The sequence below is a fragment of the Mangrovimonas sp. YM274 genome, assembly GCF_030908385.1.
Taxonomy (GTDB): Bacteria; Bacteroidota; Bacteroidia; order Flavobacteriales; family Flavobacteriaceae; genus Mangrovimonas_A.
In genome coordinates, this window is record NZ_CP133091.1 from 1,729,323 (window position 1) to 1,747,780 (window position 18,458).

Sequence of the window (18,458 nt, forward strand, 5' to 3'; positions counted from 1 at the left end):
ATTACCATAATTCGCTTACCTCATGTTTAATAAAGGATAATGCCGCATCACTTGGTGCACGATGATCCATCATTTCAGTTAAAAGGACTTCTCTTAATTTATTGGCTGTATTAGTTTTTTCAAGCATACTAGCTTTTCTTATCAGTTGAATTGTAGAGTTTTTTGCAGCTCCAATAATGTTCCAACATTCGTCTGTTATGTAGATTTGTTGCGAGATATTGTGTTCGTATTCTTGTTCAATTGTAGCTATAAGTAAAGATTCGTAACTTTCTTTATTTGAAGATGTTGGCTGTACTCTTATTAGGAGTTTTGAAGGGCTTATGCGTTCTAAATATAGCGCCATACGCTCATAGGCTTGTAAACGAATTGGTAAGGTGTTAACCTGAATGTCTTTATGGAGTAAAAAACGTCTTCTGCCATCTTCGTTTTTTGTGTGTTCCTTAAAAAAATAGTAGGCGATTAGCCCGGTAACCAATGCAGGTATTGTAAATAAAAGTAAGTCGATAATTCTTTCAGAATCCATATCTAAAGAGTGATTAGGGTTATTTTTTTTGGTAATGTCCGCCCAAATATAGGCAATCTTTTAAATCTTGCATACTTTTAAAAGGAACGGGTGTTTTTTCGTAGTGGTAGGTGTATTTCAACTCTTCCGATAGGTTGCGGTCATCTACATTTACATCTACATCACTCATTTTAAACTGGCAGGGGTGTTCGTAACCCGCTGCATGGGTAATTTCGATAAATTCCTTTCTGAAGGTTTTAAAATACTGTGCTAAACGTTCTGATTTTAAAGGCACATTAATACCGCTTTGTAACCATTTGTTTTGGGTTGCCACTCCGCTAGGGCATCGATTGGTATGACAAATTTGAGCTTGGATACAGCCAATACTCATCATGGCTTCCCTGGCTACATTAATACAATCTGCGCCCATGGCAAATGCCATGGCAGCTTTGGCTGGAAAACCTAATTTGCCACTGCCGATAAATACAATACGATGGGTAAGACCTTTACTTCTGAAGAGTTTGTATAGGTCGCTAAAGCCGTATACCCAAGGTAGGGAAACGTGGTCGGCGAAACTAGGAGGAGCTGCTCCTGTACCTCCTTCACCGCCGTCTACTGTGATAAAATCAGGTCCATGGCCTTTTGTTAACATGAGCTCTGCCAGTTCTTCCCATTGTTCCAATTTACCAATAGCAGCTTTAATGCCAACAGGAAGGCCTGTAGCTTCTGCGATGGTTTCAATTAAATCGTAAAGTTCAGGAACATTGGAAAATGCCGAGTGATTAGGAGGGGATAGGACATCTTTGCCCATTTCTACATGGCGTATTTCAGATATTTCCCTAGATATTTTGGCAGCCGGTAAAACACCACCTTTGCCTGGTTTGGCACCTTGAGACAACTTGATTTCAATGGCTTTTATGTGTGGGTTGTCGTTGACTAATTGGACTAATTTTTTCAATGAAAAATTACCTTCTTTATCGCGAACACCAAAGTAACCTGTTCCAAAATGAAAAATAACATCTCCTCCTTGACAATGGTAGGGAGAGAGACCTCCTTCGCCCGTGTTGTGATATGCTCCTGCAATATGTACGCCTTTGTTGAGTGATTCTATAGCCTTTGCAGAAAGAGAGCCAAAACTCATAGCGGAAACATTGATAACCGAAGCAGGTCTGTAGGGCTTTTTTCGTTTGTTATAAGCGCCCATAACCTTGGCACAGGGCAAAAATGTTTTATCAATAGCATTTGGGTGATCCTTTTGGATTTTAAAGGGAATCATGGCGTTATTGATAAAGATATGTTGATGGGCGTATATGTCGCGATCGGTTCCAAAACCTTCATAGTTGTTTTCCTTTTTTGCAGAAGCATAGATCCAGCTTCTTTCAATTCTGTTGAAAGGAAGTTCTTCTCTATTGTTGGCTACAAAGTATTGCCGCATCTCTGGGCCGATGCTTTCCAAAAGATACCTTAAATGCCCAACAATAGGAAAGTTGTGGCTTATGGTATGTTTTTTTTGAATAATGATATCTCGAAAGGCAACAAGAAACAGGGCAAGAACAATCCACATCCACCAACGAATGTCGGCAAGGGCAAACAATTGAAAAATCATATAGGCTTTTTTGTAAAGATATTTAAAAAAATATTGTTCTAAAGTGATATCTTTAACATATGGGTAAGGGTAAGAAAATCAGGTTGATAGTTCTTTTGGCTATTGTTGTTATAACTGCTTTGGCGGTTAGTAAAGTGAATTCGGTTGTAAAGAGCAAGGTTGAAAATTACCTTTCTGCATCTCTCCCGGAAACCCTTAAGCTTGAGTATGCCAATTTGGATTTGAACGTCTGGAGTGGCAATGCTACGTTAAAAGATGTAAAGCTGCAGAATTTTCAAAAGGGCGGTAATAAACTTATTTCGAAGGTAAACCTGGAGACCTTGGCAATAAAGGATGTTGGATATTTGGCGTATCTGTTTAATGATAATATAGCTATTGACCACATTCAATTGACCCGTCCTAAGTTAACTTTCTTTAGTGATCAGAATCGAGATAGTTTGGTTGACACCTCAAAGGAGTCTAAACCTTTTAAGTATAAACTTAAGGTTAAGAAGGTTCAAATAGAACAAGCAGGGATTGATATAGTGGAGGCGAAAACAGATTCTATACTATTGCAAGTTACCAATCTTGATTTGGGTTTGGATAAGGTGTTTTTAGATGAGGAGGTGCTAAAGCAAAAAATACCTATTGATTATGAAGCTTATCAGGTGGCTTTCGATTCTTTGTTTTATGTTATCGGTCCTTATGAAAACATGACTATTGGTGCTTCTCAATTATCAGAAAAGGACATGGTGTTTAAGGATTTTAGGATATTTACGAAATATTCCAAATACGACCTTTCCAATCATATATCTATTGAAAGAGATTTTGCCGATGTCGTCTTTGATTCGGTGGTTTTGAAGGATTACCAGGTTGGTTTTTCTGAAAGTGGTAGGGTGTTGTTTGCCAGTCCTAAAATGGAGCTCCTGAATCCGCAAGCAGAATTCTTTAGGGATAAATTGGTGGCCGATGATCCAAAAATTAAACCTCTTTACAACGAAATGCTTCGGGATTTGAGTTTTGATTTGAATATTGATTCACTTTTAATAAAAAATGCATCTGTAGCTTATGCTGAAAGAGTAAAACAAGACAATTACGGAGGGAAGATTACCTTTTCTAACCTAAACGCCAAGATTTCCAATGTAAGTAACACCTATAGATCTCCTGAAAAAACAGAGATAAAAATAGAAGCCAATTTTATGGAGCATGCCCCATTAAAAGTAGATTGGTCTTTTGATGTGAATGATCCTCAAGGAGCATTTGTGTTTCAGGCAGAATTGGATCGATTGAAAGTGCATGATATCAATAAGTTTTCCGAGCCTAATCTAAGAGTGAAGTTTGAAGGGGAGATAGAGCAGTTGTACTTTACGGTTGGGGGAAATAATAACTTCTCGCAGGTGGATATGCGTGCCAAATACGAGGACTTTCATATTGTAGTTTTAAAAAAGGATGGATCTGCGCCTAACAAGTTTTTGTCTGGAGTGCTAAATGCCTTGGTGGCTAATAATAGTGATAGGTTGCCGGATCATTTCAGGGAAGGCCATAAATCGGGAATTGAACGCGATAAAACCAAATCGGTATTCAATTATTTTTGGATCAATGCTAAGGAAGGTTTGTTAAAAACCATGGTAAACCACAAGCGAAAGCATAAAACCTAGAAATTATTCCTCATTGTTTATAATTATTAATAAATCAGACCAACTAAAACTTAGACATTGGTTAATTTCACGGCGGAAAAAAATCAGAAACTTTGGAGAAGTATTTAAGTCAGCTGAATGAAGCGCAGTTAGCCCCAACCATTCAAAAGGATGGGCCTATGATAGTGATTGCAGGAGCGGGATCTGGCAAAACCCGAGTGCTAACCTATAGGATTGCCTATTTAATGAGTCAGGGGGTAGATCCTTTCAATATATTGTCCTTGACGTTTACCAACAAGGCAGCGCGCGAGATGAAAGAGCGTATTGCAACTATTGTAGGACAAAGTGAGGCCAAAAACCTTTGGATGGGAACATTCCACTCCATATTTGCCAAAATTCTACGTTTTGAAGCTGATAGATTGGGGTATCCAAGTAATTTCACTATTTATGATGCTCAGGATTCTGATAAACTGATTGGTTCCATTATAAGGGAAATGGGATTGGATAAAGATGTCTATAAGGCCAAACAGATTCGTTCCAGAATTTCTTCTTATAAAAACAACCTTATTACGGTTAAGGCCTATTTTAATAATCCAGAGCTTCGGGAGTCCGATGCTGCTGCAAGAAGACCTAAAATGGGAGAAATCTATAGAAATTATGTAGAACGCTGTTTTAAGGCGGGCGCTATGGATTTTGATGATTTGTTGTTAAAAACCAATGAGCTTTTAACCAGGTTTCCTGATGTGTTGGCTAAGTATCAAGATAGATTCCGTTATATTTTGGTAGATGAGTACCAAGATACCAACCACTCACAGTATTTGATAGTAAGAGCCTTGTCTGATCGTTTCCAAAATATCTGTGTGGTTGGTGATGATGCCCAGAGTATCTATGCTTTTAGGGGCGCCAACATCAACAACATTTTAAACTTCCAGAAGGATTATGACGGTGTGAAAATGTTCCGTTTGGAACAGAACTACCGTTCCACAAAAAATATCGTTAACGCCGCCAATTCCATCATCGATAAAAACCAAACAAAATTGGATAAAGTAGTTTGGACAGCCAATGATGAAGGGGGGAAAATTAAGGTCAACCGTTTAATGACGGACGGTGACGAAGGGCGTTACGTGGCGAGTTCTATTTTTGAAAATAAAATGAATGAACAGCTTAAAAACAGTGATTTCGCCATTTTATATCGTACCAATGCACAGTCCAGAGCGATGGAGGACGCCTTGAGAAAACGTGATATCCCTTATCGTATTTATGGAGGCCTGTCTTTCTATCAACGTAAAGAAATTAAGGATATCCTTTCGTATTTAAGATTGGTAATCAATCCTTCCGATGAGGAAGCTTTAAAAAGAGTCATCAATTTCCCGCCAAGGGGAATTGGTCAAACCACCGTCGATCGGTTATTGGTAGCGGCCAACGGTTATAAGCGTTCTATGTTTGAGGTGATGCAAAACCTAGATAAGGTTGATTTGAAAATCAACTCAGGAACTAAAGGGAAATTGCGTGATTTCGTTTTAATGCTGGAGAGTTTTCAGGTGATGAACCAAACTGCTAATGCCTTTGAATTGGCAGAGCATATTACCAAGGTAACAGGATTAATTAAGGAGTTCAATAAGGATGGCACACCAGAAGGGGTTGCCAAAATGGAAAATATTGAGGAGCTCTTGAACGGTATTAAGGATTTCGTAGAAGGTCAAAAGGAGTTGGCTGATGCAACGGGATCGTTAACCGAGTTTTTGGAAGATGTTGCTTTGGCAACCGATATGGATAAGGATAACGAGGACGATGACAAAGTCGCTTTGATGACCATTCACTTGGCAAAAGGACTGGAATTCCCTTATGTGTACATTGTGGGAATGGAGGAAGATTTGTTTCCAAGTGCTATGAGTTCAAATTCCAGAAGTGATTTGGAAGAAGAACGCCGTTTGTTTTATGTAGCATTAACGCGCGCTGAAAAACAAGCCTATTTAACTTATACAGTTTCTCGTTACCGTTGGGGAAAATTGATAGATGCAGAGCCTAGTAGGTTTATTGAAGAAATTGATGAGCAATATTTGGAGGTCTTAACGCCGGTTCAAGAGCAGCGTTTCAATCCTATGTTGGATGCTGATATTTTTGGAGACGTACCGCCTAATAAAGTAAGGTTTAAGAAGCCTCCAATAAAAAAGAAAATGGAGAAAACACCGCCTAAATTTGTACCGCCTGCGAAATTAAAACCAATGGCCAAAGCAAAAGAGAGCGAGGTAACCAATCTATTTGATGGCGAACTTGGCGTAGGCAATATTGTAGAGCACATGCGATTTGGAAAAGGAGAGGTGCTCAAAATTGAGGGGCAAGGAGCCGATACCAAAGCGGAAATCAATTTTGAAATAGGAGGCGTTAAAAAACTATTGTTGCGTTTTGCTAAACTAAAGGTGTTAGGATAGTTATTTTACCATCATTACGGAATTGATGTAGCCATTACTGTCGTATTCCTTCACGGGGTTGTTGGGATCTACCATCCAATTTCCGTCAACAATATATTTGTAGTGGTGTTTTCCACCAGATAGAAGAATGGTTTTAGTCCATCCGGTGTCAGTTTTGGTCATTTCAATTTGATGTTCGTTCCAATCGTTAAACGAGCCTGTTAAAATGACCGTCTCAGCATTATGGTAGCCTTTAAGGGTAAAAGTCACATTGTCCTTTATGCTAATGTGCGAATTGTATTCGCCAAACTCATTGGAAACTTTATCGGGGTTGGAGGGGTCTTCCATCCACAGTCCATCAACAATGTAGCGGTATTGGTAGTCGTTTGGTCTTAGTTGAAGGATAATTTCCCAGCCACCATCCATTTTATACATTTTGAAAGCGTGCTCGTTCCATTTGTTGAAGGAGCCTGATACAATCACTTCTTTGGCATCTTCATGGCCTTTTAGTCTAAACCTAACATTGCCGTCTTTGGAAGGGTAGGCGCCAGTAAAAAGGTTTAGGTTGAGGACGTTTAAGTGAAGGCCATCTTTGGTGGCTTGAACCGTGTTACTTATTTGTGGAGAAGGTTCTGCCCAATATTCATGGTTGACAATAAATTTGAATTCCCATGAAATAGCATCGGTAAAGTCGCTAAGTTTTTTTCGGAGTTCATAGGTGTCCTCATCTATCTTGTGCATTTTCCAACGGTGCTTAGACCAGTTGTTGAACTGGCCTGCAACTACTACATTATCAATGCTGAGATTTTCAAAAGGTATGGCGGGTTCAAAACCGTCGGGAGAAACGGTTTGGTAATCATCTCGATTAAAAATGAACACAATGTCGTCTCCATCAATTCTGTATCCTTTAACATTTGGATTTTGAGCAACACCAAGACTGCCCACTAAAATGAGCAGGATAAAAATGGTATAATGAACAATGTTTCTCAATGTGCTTGCAAAGGATATGGTACAAAGTAAAGTTTTTCTTTTTTATAATTGATAATTGTTCGTTTTTGTTTGAAAAATTCATACCCCAAAATGCCATCCAAACTAGTTCCGAAAGCCTTGTTGAGGTTGTCTAAATTGGTTAATATGGTATGCATTGGACCTAAGTAAACGGTTTCACTTAGTTTAACCCGATGCAAATTTCCTGCCAAAACTTCAATCTGTTTGTTGCTTGCTCCCGTGAGGAGAATACGATTGTTTGGAATGAAATATGTTAAGGCTTTGCGATGGGTTTTGTTATTGATTTGGTTTACTTCGGCAGCAGTGTCAATGCCAAAAGTTAAGGAGTGTCCATTAATAGAGGCGCTAACCACTATGGTGTGATTTTTTAACTGAAAAGCTACGCTGTCCACAACTTTCTCTAAATACCCCCGAGGGTCTAATTTTCTCCCTTTATGATCGGTTTTGGATAAGGTAATTTGGTTAAGGTATAGGTCGACAAAAACTTCATAATCTTTCAAAATGCTATAACCTATTACGCCTAAGAGTTTAATTTTTTTTGAAGTTTCAATATGGGATAAATCAATGACATCTGAATTTTTGTTTTCCAGAACAAGGTTTTCGATTGTAAAGGAGCTAAGCTTTCTTTCCAATGGATTGTCAATAATGCTTACAACACCTGTCATTTCCTGATTTTTTTTGTGATGGGCATATTTCAAAGGAAAATGGACTTTATTTAGAATAAGAGCTTCAGAGCCAGTATCGATAATGAAATTTCCTTTTCTTCCGAGTAACTCGGCCTTGACTACAATAAGGTTGTCGATAAGTTGAAACGGAATACGAGCGGTGTATTGATTCAGGATTTCTGCCTGAGGAAATGCAACCTGTTTGATACTTGCGCTTGGTGAAGCTGTTTGAAATGCAAAAATAAAACTGAATATAAAAAAGAAATTCCTCATATATTTAAGACTCTAAAAACCAAAATATGTTACAGAATTTGAGTGGATTAAAGATGAATTTAATGAAACCAAGGACTGGTGACTTGTGTATTTTTAATTTTTGGGTTTAAGAATCAATGGTTAATGAGGAATTGTTTTTGGAGTTAACAAAATACATTTTCATAATGCCTCGGTTTTTTACTTCAACCTTTCCGCGGTATTCGCACTCAAATTCGTTTTTGACAATTTTATAGGTGTTATGTGAAATGTTGATTTTTCCGGGAAGGGAGCAGGACTCCATTCTGGAAGCCACATTAACGGTGTCACCCCAAATGTCATAAGCAAATTTTTTGGTTCCTACCACACCGGCCACCACAGGTCCTGTGTTGATGCCTATCCGGATGTCGAAATTGGAAGAAAGTTCTGTGTTTGACGATTTAGTGTGGTTAACAAAATGAATAATATCCATTGCAGCCAAAATCATGTTGTTCGTGTGATCCTGACTATGATTGTGCAGACCGCTAGCGCACATGTAGGCATCCCCAACTGTTTTTATTTTTTCCAGCTGGTAGCGACTTATAATTTCATCGAATTTTGAAAAATAATAGTCAATACTTTCAACTAATTGCTGAGGTGGCAGGTGTTCTGAGTATTTTGTGAAGCCAACAAAATCGGTGAACAATACGGTGGCATTTTTGATTTTTTGAGCTTTTACCTTACCGTGTTGCTTAAGTTCCTCCGCAGTTTTTTCTGGGAGAATGTTTTTTAGTAAGTCATCTGAGCGTTTTTTCTCATTTTCAATAATGATTTTGGTTTTATTGATGAATTTATAGCGCCTGTAAAGTCCCCATGCCAAAAGTGAAATTAAAAATATAATAGCGGCAGTGGCGTAAATGGCGGCCTTTTGCCTACGATCTTTGAGTTGGGATATTTCAGCTTCTTTCTGGAGGATATTAACCTCTGCCTCTTTTTTTGAAACCTCATAATTGGTTCTTAGAGCAGACATTTTTTGAATATTTTTTAAGTTTGCGATACTGTCTCTGTATAGGATATGCTGTTTATAATTAAAATGGGAGTCCTTGAAATTTCCTTGTGCTTCATAAAGGTTTGACAATTTTAAATAGGTTTCACTTAGTTGGTCATCGAGATGGTATTTTTTAGCGAGGTTTAAACTTTTATTGGCATAGGTTAACGCTTTTTTTATATCTCCTTTTTTTACATAGATGTCGGACATATAAATAAGGAATTCAGGTATGGGGTAATAGTCTTCTAATTTTTCGAGAGTTTCTATAGCAGATTTTATTTTTTCTAAAGCAAGCTCATACTTTTCCTTTTCAGCGTAAGCCCTTCCAAGATTCCCATCTACATAGGCCATAGCTCTAATGTCCTTGAGGTTTTTAAAAATACTGCCAGCTTTATTTGTGTAGCTGAGAGCATCATTGGTATTTCCGGTTTTTAAATAGTTGTCGCCAACATTGTATAGGGCATTTCCCAATTTCAATGAATCTTTTGTAAGCCGTAATTTTTCAATTCCTTCCAGGTAATATTTTTGGGCGTTGTGTGGATTGTCTACATTAGAGTACGTGTCTGCTATCCCAATGAGTGCGGCTCCGATAAACGCATCGGTTTTGGTTTTTTCTGCATATTTTAAACTCGAAAAATAACATTCTAGTGCTTCAGGAAAGTCTGCTTTTTCGCTCAAGGCATTGGCTTTTTGCAGGTAGCCAGAATACTGCAGTATTAAAGAGTCTTTTGGGGCTTTTTCGATAAGAAGGTTTGAGAATTTTAGTTTGGTATCTGCGTTTATAGTTTCATTTATAATTTTGAAAATTAGAGATAGGTTGTTTTGGTTGGACACATGAGTTTCGTAGACAGTAATTAAACTATCAGCGGTTTTTTGGTTTTGAGAAAACCCCTTTGTGAAGAATATTGCAAAGTAAATTATGACCGTGCAAATTCTCAATTCTCTAAAGTGCATATTACATGTTGAAAATAGATTATATTTTGTCCGTCATTTTTAGTTTTGGATCCAGGATATAGGGGTTTGTGAAGTCGTAGTTCACTGTAAATACGATATAATAGTTTTCGTTTTCTTCATCCTTTTCCTTTTTTTTATCCCTGATTTTTCCGGACACCGTACTCATGTCTTCAGTTTCAAGTATGCCATGTTTTAAAAATTTTGCTCCACCGTTATCACCCGGTTTTCTGGCAATCAATATAATTTGTACGCTATCATTTGGATTGGTAGTAGGTTCTTTGACGATGCCTTGCCATGTCACACTTTTATCTCTATCGACTGCTGTAGTAAAATTTGTAGGGTCTCCGGGTTGTTCTGGAGAATCATTTCGGTTATCTGATAGTATAGCAGTAAGTTTTACATTTCCGGGGTTAATGTTTGCCGTGTCTACCGTAAGGAAAACGGTGGAGTCTATTCTTTCATTATTGGAGTTCATATTTCAATTATTTAATGGTTACCTTAATGTTAAACGCTATTAAATAATGAAATGAGGCAATTATCTGTCTTAAGGGTGTTTGAATGCTATTAAAGATAGTGAAAAATTTTATATAGCTGATTTTTAGGTCTTTAATTATGGTTTTTAAGCAGTGTTGGAAGCAATTATTTAACTACTTTTATAGTGCATTAAGACATTTGTGAAATGGCCCAGTTGATAAGAATTTACGAGGAAAATCCGAACCCCAGAGAGATTGACAAAGTGGTTAAGGTTTTGAAGGGTGGGGGATTGATAATTTACCCAACCGATACGGTTTATGGTTTGGGGTGCGACATCCAAAACTCCAAGGCCTTGGAACGTGTTGCAAAAATTAAGAATGTGAAATTGGAAAAGGCTAATTTTTCATTTATATGTGAAGACCTCAGTAATTTAAGTGATTACGTAAAGCAAATAGATACCACTACATTTAAAATTCTAAAAAGAGCTTTGCCCGGGCCTTATACCTTTATTCTACCGGGAGCCAAAACACTTCCTTCGGTTTTTAAGAAAAAGAAAACTGTTGGGATAAGGGTGCCAAATAATAATATTGCTCTCGAAATCGTGAGGCAGTTGGGGAACCCTATCATTTCAACCTCTATTCGTGATGAGGATGAAATTTTAGAGTATACTACCGATCCCGAATTGATCCATGAAAAATGGGATAATTTGGTGGACTTGGTTATAGATGGTGGCTACGGTGATAATGAAGCCTCTACAGTCATTGACCTTTCGGAAGAAGAGCCATTAATTGTCCGTGAAGGAAAAGGATCTCTGGAAATTTTTTAGGCTTACATCGTAATAGAGCAAGCTGGCTGAGCAGTTAATAATTTAACGGACAACTAAGGGCTTTTCGATGAGAAAAAGAAAACTGAAAATTTTCAAAATACACTGTTGTGTTTGAAGCTTTTGGATGAATTGGACATTTTATTAAAAGTATGTTCTACTATAATAGATTCGGCTTCATAGTATTTTTCAGATTTGATAACATTTAACAACCAATCGAAATGGTTTTTAGAACGTCTTTTAAAACGGTAAGGTAATGCATGTTCCATGGGTTAAATATTTTAGAAGCAGGCAATTAAAGTATCGTTCTTAAAAAAAAAGAAAGGTAGTTTTGGGTTACATAAATATAAGTGTTGCGTTTTTATAACGTGCTGTTTTTCTTTTAATTACCATTTTTATTCGATTAATGGGAAAAAAATAAACTAACTCGTAAGACTAACTTCACAAAAAGAAAGATAAGTGCTAAAGCATTGCTTATCTGATTCTTAAGTTAGTTGTTTTTTTGAATATTAGCAAAAAAAAACCCGCTAGCAGCGGGCTTTTTAATTTATGGTGTTTGAGTTTTAACCTTCGTTGGAAAGGTTTTTCATTTCTTCCTCAATCATGTCGTAGAATTGGTCAATTTTAGGAAGTACTACAATTCTAGTACGTCTGTTTTTAGCTCTGTCTTCAGCGGTATCATTAGAAGCCAAAGGTACAAATTCAGCACGACCAGCAGCGATAAGCTGTTGCGGGCTTACATCTAAACTTTCCAATACTCTCACTACCGATGTAGCACGCTTAACACTTAAATCCCAGTTGTCCAACAATACACCTCTTTGGTAAGGTACATTATCGGTGTGAGCTTCTACCATGGCTTCAAAGTTTGGTTTACTGTTAATAACCTTAGCTACCTTTGCCAACACTTCTTTAGCTCTGCTAGTCACATTGTAGCTGCCACTTTGGAATAACAATTTATCAGCGATAGAGATGAATACAACACCTTTTTCCACGTTGATTTCTATATCTGGATCGTTGATACCAACTTCTTTCTTCAAACTTGAAACAATGGCTAGTGTTACACTGTCCTTTTTGGTTAAAGCTTCTTGAAGACGCGTAATTTTTAAATCTTTTTCTTTAAGGCTCTCTAATGATTTTTCAAGGTTTTCAGCTCCTTTTTGGGTAAGGGTCGTCAAATTTCCCTTAGTATCGATCAAGTCTTGGTTGGTTCTGCGCAAATCTGCAAGTTGTTCTTGCATACCCTCCAAGCGAGCCGTAGCGGCTGCTTTATCTGATAGACAACTGTTAAGTTTTACGGTAGCGCTATTTAATAAGTCCTGAGTTTCTTTGTGTTTGGCTTCAAGTGCAGCATATTCTTTTTTAGACACACAAGATCCAAAAAGCAACATGGCAGAAGCACTCAATAACATTAGTTTTTTCATAATTATCCGTGATTATTCGTTATTCTTTTAACGTTCCAAAATTATAGAAAAGAATTGTCGTTTGGGAATAAGTTAACAAAAAGTTTAACAAAAATTATAAACAAAAAAATAGGACACAAAAAAAGCCAAACCAATATCAAATCATGAAGTGGTTTGGCTAAAAAGCAAGGTTGGTTGAGTTGTTACTGCTAAGATTAAACTTTTGTAATATCCCTGCTTGTGTTAAGGGTAAGGTAACTAGATTGAACCTAAATAGGTTCTGTTAAAATTGAACCTATATTATACCTTGATTGTTAAATAAATGAGCAAAAAAACATTTAAATGTGTTATGTACACTTAAAAATGGATTTCGAAATTAGATATAAAAAAAGGCTTGAAAGTTAAATTAATGTTAATGGAGTTAATTTTATTCAATATGTCTAACTTTTTAAATGTTTTGTTGAACATATTTTGGTTTTATTGTCTTAAGCCTAGTTATAGTTAAAAATGTGAGCTTTTCATTGACTATTCTTTTACAAATTGCTTTGTAAAGTTTCCTTTATCGGTAGTCACTTTTAAAATGTACACTCCAGGGCTAAGTGCTTCTACATGGATTTCTGAAGCAGCATTACGCAATACCAATTGCCCTAAGCTATTAAAAACTTCGGCTGAAGTGATGCCTGTAATCCCCGTAATATGTAATGTAGAAGACGTTGGGTTAGGATAAAGCGCTATTTCCTCCATTGCTATTTCAGAAGTGCTTAAAGTAGCATTTTCTACAATTAAGTTATCAAATATGGCAAAAGTTATAGGTGAAGTGACTGTAAAAGAAGTTACATTTTCCCAATTTAAAGTGGCCGTAGCTGAGTATTCTGAGTTTTCTACGGTTACAGCTTCATTTTCCTCTCCTTCTGGAGTTAATGTAAATGGGAAATCTTCTTCAGTGTAAAAGCTAACTAAGACCATTGATGTAATATTCACAGGAGTGTCAAATGTAAATATGGTGGAAGAAGTATAGCATTGAAGTGATTTGCCTGAAAGGCCAGGAAAAACAGCAGAGCCGACAGTCATGTTGGTGGTTCCTCCAGGTGTTGTAGCAGTTAGGGTAATTCCATCAATAGTTTCAGATTTAGAGGTAGAAGCACTTGTTTGAAGGGTTTCCCATCCAAAAGTGGTTTGTCCGAAAGTGTTGATAGTTCCTAATGCTGCAAAGCAGCCTAAAAGTAAAAGTTTTTTCATGGTTATTTGTTAATTAAATTTAGACCATGAAACTAAAAACTACTTTTATTTTTGGAGTTAAACGAAAGTTAATGTAGGAAATTATCTATATGTTTTTTGTCCTTTCAAATAATATCTTACAAGAATTGAAGCGTATTTATAATAGTGCTTTTGTTGTGTGATGTGTTCGCGTTGTTTTAGTAATTTAGGTAAGTGAGCATAATAACTAAAATGCGCCTTTAAAATGGAAAGAATATGTTTGAATTTTAATTCAAACAAAAATTTAAGCGCTGCAATGCCGTCCAAAATCAATCGTGTTAATATTAAAAAGAAAATTGGCCCACAGGCATTTTTGGTAAGGGTATAGAGGCTGTTCCTAAAATTAAGATAAGTTTTTCTTGGGTTGCTGGATTGCAATGTCGCTCCACCAACATGATAAACAGTGGAAGCACCTATATATTTAGTAGTGTAGCCTAAATTAAAGGCACGCCAACACAGATCAATTTCTTCCATATGGGCAAAAAAGGACTCATCAAAACCATTTAGGGAATTGAAGGCGTCTTTACGTATAAAGAAACAGGCTCCTGAGGCCCAAAATATGTTAGCGTTGTCATTGTATTGGCCGGTATCGGTTTCTAGAGTGTCAAAGATTCTGCCTCGGCAAAAAGGATAGCCAAATTTGTCTATAAAGCCGCCGCCGGCCCCTGCGTATTCAAAGTGATCCTTTCGCTTGTAATCTAGAAGTTTTGGCTGTACAATGGCGGTGTTGGGGTTATTGTCAAACTCATTAATTATGGGGGAAAGCCAATTTGGACTCACTTCAATATCACTATTCAGTAAGCAAAAAATATCAGCGTCTACCTGTTTAAGAGCATCATTGTAGCCTTTGGCATAGCCACCATTTTCCTGATTTTGAATAACGATGATTTCTGGATAGGCAACTTTTACAAAGGCAATGGAATCATCTGTAGAGGCATTATCGGCTACGTAAATGGCGGCTCCTTGGGAATGCGATACCACAGAGGGCAGGAATTGTTCCAAAAGTTGTTTTCCGTTCCAGTTTAAAATGACAATAGCTATGCGTGTGCTCACAAAAATAGTTTCAAAGGGTTGATGGATTTGGGTAGTAGGAGGGTAAATCTCTTAAAAACGTATAGCGCTCCTCTTCAAAATCCATTTGACAATAATAATGATTAATTCCGTTGGTCACCATTAAAAAAGCAGCATCCAAAGTTAAATTGTAACGGGCTATCTGGTCGAAAGTGCTTTGGCTAATCGGTACAGAAGGAGCCTTGCATTCTACGATAAGGTGAATACTGCCATCGGTATTAAATATAACAATGTCGTAGCGTTTTTTTAAGTTGTTAACAGTTAGTTCTTTTTCAACATTGATGAGCGGTTTTGGATATTTTTTCACCTCCATAAGGTAATGCACACAATGCTGGCGTACCCATTCCTCGGGTTGAAGGATGATGAATTTTTTACGAATCTCATCGAAAATAGAAATTTTATTTTCGCTACTTTTGAAACGGAATGAAAACTTAGGAAAGTTTAGGTTTTGCATGTGCACCACTTGAATTTTTTCAAAAATACACTACATAAAATAAATACCAAATGTGGATTCTGGTTTTTCCATAGCATTTGGATACATGAAATTTTTACGCTTTTGGACGAGGTTAAACAGATAGTTACAGATATTAGGAACGGAAATTTAAAACCTATCTACTTTTTGATGGGGGAAGAACCCTATTATATAGATAAAATATCCGATTATATTGAAGACAATGTACTCGCGGAAGAGGAGAAAGGCTTTAACCAAATGGTGTTGTACGGGCGTGATATTTCGGTAGAAGATATTGTTAGTAATGCCAAGCGTTTCCCGATGATGGCAGAACGTCAAGTAGTGATTGTTAAAGAAGCTCAAGATTTGGCGCGACAAATAGAAAAGTTGGCCTCTTATGCTGAAAATCCACAGCCTTCAACCGTCCTGGTGCTCAATTATAAGTACAAGAAAATTGATAAGCGTAAAGCACTTTATAAAAGTATTAAAAAGACAGGAGTAGTCTATGAAAGTAAAAAGCTTTACGAAAACCAAGTAGCCGATTGGATTAGACGGGTGCTTTCAGGACAAAACTATAGCATTACACCAAAGGCGGCCCAAATGCTAGTGGAGTTTTTAGGAACCGATTTAAGCAAGATCAGTAATGAGCTGGATAAGCTTAAAATTATTCTGCCTAAAGGTACCGAGATTTCAGCTGAGCAAATAGAGCTAAATATTGGAATTAGTAAGGACTATAACAACTTTGAGCTTAGAAAGGCGATTGGAGAAAAAAATACCTTGAAGGCCTTTCAGATTGTCAATTATTTTGCCGATAACCCAAAGGATAATCCTATGGTGGTTACCGTGTCCCTTTTGTTTAGTTTTTTCTCCCAACTCCTACAACTACATGGACTGAGCGACAAAAATCCTAGAAATGTGGCTTCTGCCTTAAAAATCAATCCTTATTTTGTAAACGAATACATTTTGGCTGCGCGTAACTACCCAATGAGAAAAGTGAGTGCCATTGTGGAAACCTTGCGTACTTTTGATGTCAAAAGTAAAGGGGTGGGGGCGAACGCTATTCCCCAGGGAGATTTATTAAAGGAGCTTCTGGTTAAAATCTTCAATTAACAACAATTTTACAAAGGTTAATCAAGTGTTAATGGTACACTTATTTTAAAGGCCGGAAAAGGCCTTTTGGTTACCTTTGCAACGTAGTTTTATAAATAAATTGACGATCGGGATAAAGCTGTTATTTACTTTAAATACAGGCTTTTGAAGGTCGGAAGGTTTTTTTATTAAGTTAAGTTTTTAGTTGATTAAACGAATTCAAATTTTAGGTTGGTAGTTAGCCTCAAAATTTGACCGCAAAAAGGCTGTTACAGTCTTATGCAAATTGTGTTATGTTATGAAAAAAGTCAATCCTTTTTGGGTTGGCTTTTTTTTGTTTTTGAATTTTAATTATGCAGCTGACTATTAGTCTGTTGTAGTTTTTTAAGTTAAATTAAAGTTAATAACAGCTCTTGGTTTAATGTAGTGTAATGTGTGCTATAAATTTAAAAAACAACTAAAATTTAACAATTATGATAATAAAATTACACAAAAAAATGTTTTTTACTGTATGCTTTATGGTGTCTGTGTTAACTTTTAATGCGCAAAGTGCATTGAATTTTGATAAGGTCAATGATTATATCCAAACACCTTATGCAGGCGTGCTTGGATCAGCTAACAGAACCTTTGAAGCTTGGATTTATGTGCCTTCCTCTGCACCCGCATCTAATTTGGCAATATTGGATTATGGATATAGTCAAGTTGGGGGTAGGAATACATTTGTGGTTGGCGGTGATAGAAGTTTGAAGTTTATTGCCGGAGCAGCCAATGTTTCTACCGATGCAGATACGGTGCCGTTGGATATCTGGGTTCATGTAGCCTTTGTTAAAAATGGTACTACAGGTTATTTGTATATAAATGGAGATGAAATGGGGTTCGCTTCTGTGACTGCACTGAATACGCCTTCTTGGGGAGATGATGTGAAAATTGGAGAGCGTGTTGCAGGTGGTTCCATTTTGTTTCAAGGAAATATCGATGAAGTTAGGATATGGGATATTGCAAGAACCGAAGCGGAAATCCAATCTACTATGAATACTGGAGTATGTGAAGATGCTGCAGGATTGCAAGCATATTTTAAATTGGATGAAGGAATTGCCGAAGGAGATAATACTGGAGTCACCACAGCTGTAGATGCAGCCAATGGGAATAATGGTACCTTAATGGGATTCGATTTGTCTCCGGGAACTGTTTCTAACTATGTAGGAGGTCATGGTTTGGTAACTCAAGAAGGTGCTACCCTTACAGCCGCCCAGACAGGAGCTACTTACCAATGGGTGGACTGTGACAATGCCAATACTGCAATTGCAGGAGCTACAGAACAGGTTTATACACCTGAAGTTTCTGGTAGTTTTGCGGTAGAAGTTACTGTGGATGGTTGTACTGTTACTTCTGAATGTGTGGAAGTGGCTTCATTAGGAGTGGAAGATACCTTATTTGCCAGCAATCTTAAATTGTATCCAAACCCAACGTCTGGAAATGTAAATGTGACTTTGAATGGTGTGTATCAAACTGTAGATGCACAATTGGTGTCTATCACAGGAAAGGTAGTAGCAACCTACCAATTTAGCAATACCAATGAATTTTCATTAGATCTAAACAAGTTCAATTCGGGGCTTTATTTCTTAAACCTTAAGGCAGATCAATTAGATGCTGCGACGGTTAAAGTGGTAAAGATGTAATTGTGTAATGTGTTTATGTTGAAAGCCAACCTGAAAAGGTTGGCTTTTTTTTTTTTTTTTTTTTTTTTTTTTTTTTTTTTTGCTCTGAAAATCAAATAATTGAGATTTATTAAGTTAAATTAAGGTTAATGAGCATGTTTGGTAAGATATTTCTGTAGGTCTTAAATAATTTTAAA

General features: G+C 37.0%; 16 protein-coding genes. 5 read left to right on the plus strand and 11 right to left on the minus strand.

The features are described 5' to 3' along the window. Window position 1 precedes the first annotated feature (1 nt). Both RBH95_RS07605 and RBH95_RS07610 read right to left on the minus strand, forming a co-directional pair. Complete coding sequence (locus RBH95_RS07605) at window positions 2–523, minus strand: hypothetical protein (RefSeq protein WP_307902085.1); 522 nt, start codon at window positions 521–523, stop codon at window positions 2–4. Between the two features lie 19 nt (window positions 524–542). Beyond that, on the minus strand, window positions 543–2,108 hold the full coding sequence (locus RBH95_RS07610) for an FMN-binding glutamate synthase family protein (protein ID WP_307902086.1): 1,566 nt from the start codon (window positions 2,106–2,108) through the stop codon (window positions 543–545). A 59-nt stretch (window positions 2,109–2,167) separates the two neighbouring features. Here RBH95_RS07610 and RBH95_RS07615 point away from each other — a divergent pair, with 59 nt between their 5' ends. Then, entirely contained in the window at window positions 2,168–3,745 is a 1,578-nt protein-coding gene (locus RBH95_RS07615; RefSeq protein WP_307902087.1) for a DUF748 domain-containing protein, read from the plus strand. Between the two features lie 92 nt (window positions 3,746–3,837). Continuing rightward, window positions 3,838–6,156, plus strand: coding sequence for an ATP-dependent helicase (locus RBH95_RS07620; protein WP_307902088.1), 2,319 nt, complete (start codon window positions 3,838–3,840; stop codon window positions 6,154–6,156). Here the strand turns inward: RBH95_RS07620 and RBH95_RS07625 are convergent, their stop codons facing one another. The 4 genes from RBH95_RS07625 to RBH95_RS07640 all read right to left on the minus strand — a co-directional run bounded on the left by RBH95_RS07625 (window position 6,157) and on the right by RBH95_RS07640 (window position 10,513). Beyond that, the gene (locus RBH95_RS07625; protein WP_307902089.1) at window positions 6,157–7,125 is read right to left on the minus strand and encodes a hypothetical protein; all 969 of its coding nucleotides are present in this window, start codon (window positions 7,123–7,125) and stop codon (window positions 6,157–6,159) included. Next, complete coding sequence (locus RBH95_RS07630) at window positions 7,122–8,081, minus strand: hypothetical protein (RefSeq protein ID WP_307902091.1); 960 nt, start codon at window positions 8,079–8,081, stop codon at window positions 7,122–7,124. Before RBH95_RS07630 ends, RBH95_RS07625 begins: the two co-directional genes overlap by 4 nt. Window positions 8,082–8,187: 106 nt before the next feature. Further along, the gene (locus tag RBH95_RS07635) at window positions 8,188–10,038 is read right to left on the minus strand and encodes an adenylate/guanylate cyclase domain-containing protein (RefSeq protein ID WP_307902092.1); all 1,851 of its coding nucleotides are present in this window, start codon (window positions 10,036–10,038) and stop codon (window positions 8,188–8,190) included. 19 nt (window positions 10,039–10,057) lie between these two features. Further along, entirely contained in the window at window positions 10,058–10,513 is a 456-nt protein-coding gene (locus RBH95_RS07640) for a hypothetical protein (protein WP_307902093.1), read from the minus strand. A 204-nt stretch (window positions 10,514–10,717) separates the two neighbouring features. Here RBH95_RS07640 and RBH95_RS07645 point away from each other — a divergent pair, with 204 nt between their 5' ends. Then, window positions 10,718–11,338, plus strand: a complete 621-nt coding sequence (locus RBH95_RS07645) for an L-threonylcarbamoyladenylate synthase (RefSeq protein WP_307902094.1) — start codon at window positions 10,718–10,720, stop codon at window positions 11,336–11,338. 92 nt (window positions 11,339–11,430) lie between these two features. Here the strand turns inward: RBH95_RS07645 and RBH95_RS07650 are convergent, their stop codons facing one another. The 5 genes from RBH95_RS07650 to RBH95_RS07670 form a co-directional block, all read right to left on the minus strand. After that, window positions 11,431–11,604 carry a hypothetical protein gene (locus tag RBH95_RS07650; protein WP_307902095.1) on the minus strand — a complete coding sequence of 58 codons (174 nt, stop codon included), beginning with the start codon at window positions 11,602–11,604 and terminating at the stop codon, window positions 11,431–11,433. A gap of 294 nt (window positions 11,605–11,898) precedes the next feature. Continuing rightward, the gene (locus RBH95_RS07655) at window positions 11,899–12,756 is read right to left on the minus strand and encodes an OmpA family protein (protein WP_307902096.1); all 858 of its coding nucleotides are present in this window, start codon (window positions 12,754–12,756) and stop codon (window positions 11,899–11,901) included. A 504-nt stretch (window positions 12,757–13,260) separates the two neighbouring features. Continuing rightward, on the minus strand, window positions 13,261–13,974 hold the full coding sequence (locus RBH95_RS07660; RefSeq protein ID WP_307902097.1) for a T9SS type A sorting domain-containing protein: 714 nt from the start codon (window positions 13,972–13,974) through the stop codon (window positions 13,261–13,263). 81 nt (window positions 13,975–14,055) lie between these two features. After that, window positions 14,056–15,045, minus strand: coding sequence for a glycosyltransferase family 2 protein (locus RBH95_RS07665; RefSeq protein ID WP_307902098.1), 990 nt, complete (start codon window positions 15,043–15,045; stop codon window positions 14,056–14,058). Between the two features lie 10 nt (window positions 15,046–15,055). Next, entirely contained in the window at window positions 15,056–15,517 is a 462-nt protein-coding gene (locus RBH95_RS07670) for a type I restriction enzyme HsdR N-terminal domain-containing protein (RefSeq protein WP_307902099.1), read from the minus strand. A 102-nt stretch (window positions 15,518–15,619) separates the two neighbouring features. Here RBH95_RS07670 and holA point away from each other — a divergent pair, with 102 nt between their 5' ends. Both holA and RBH95_RS07680 read left to right on the plus strand, forming a co-directional pair. After that, a complete protein-coding gene (gene holA, locus RBH95_RS07675; protein ID WP_307902100.1) occupies window positions 15,620–16,624 on the plus strand; it encodes a DNA polymerase III subunit delta in 1,005 nt (334 codons plus the stop codon). A 452-nt stretch (window positions 16,625–17,076) separates the two neighbouring features. Further along, a complete protein-coding gene (locus RBH95_RS07680; protein ID WP_307902101.1) occupies window positions 17,077–18,282 on the plus strand; it encodes a LamG-like jellyroll fold domain-containing protein in 1,206 nt (401 codons plus the stop codon). The last annotated feature ends 176 nt before the right edge of the window (window positions 18,283–18,458 follow it).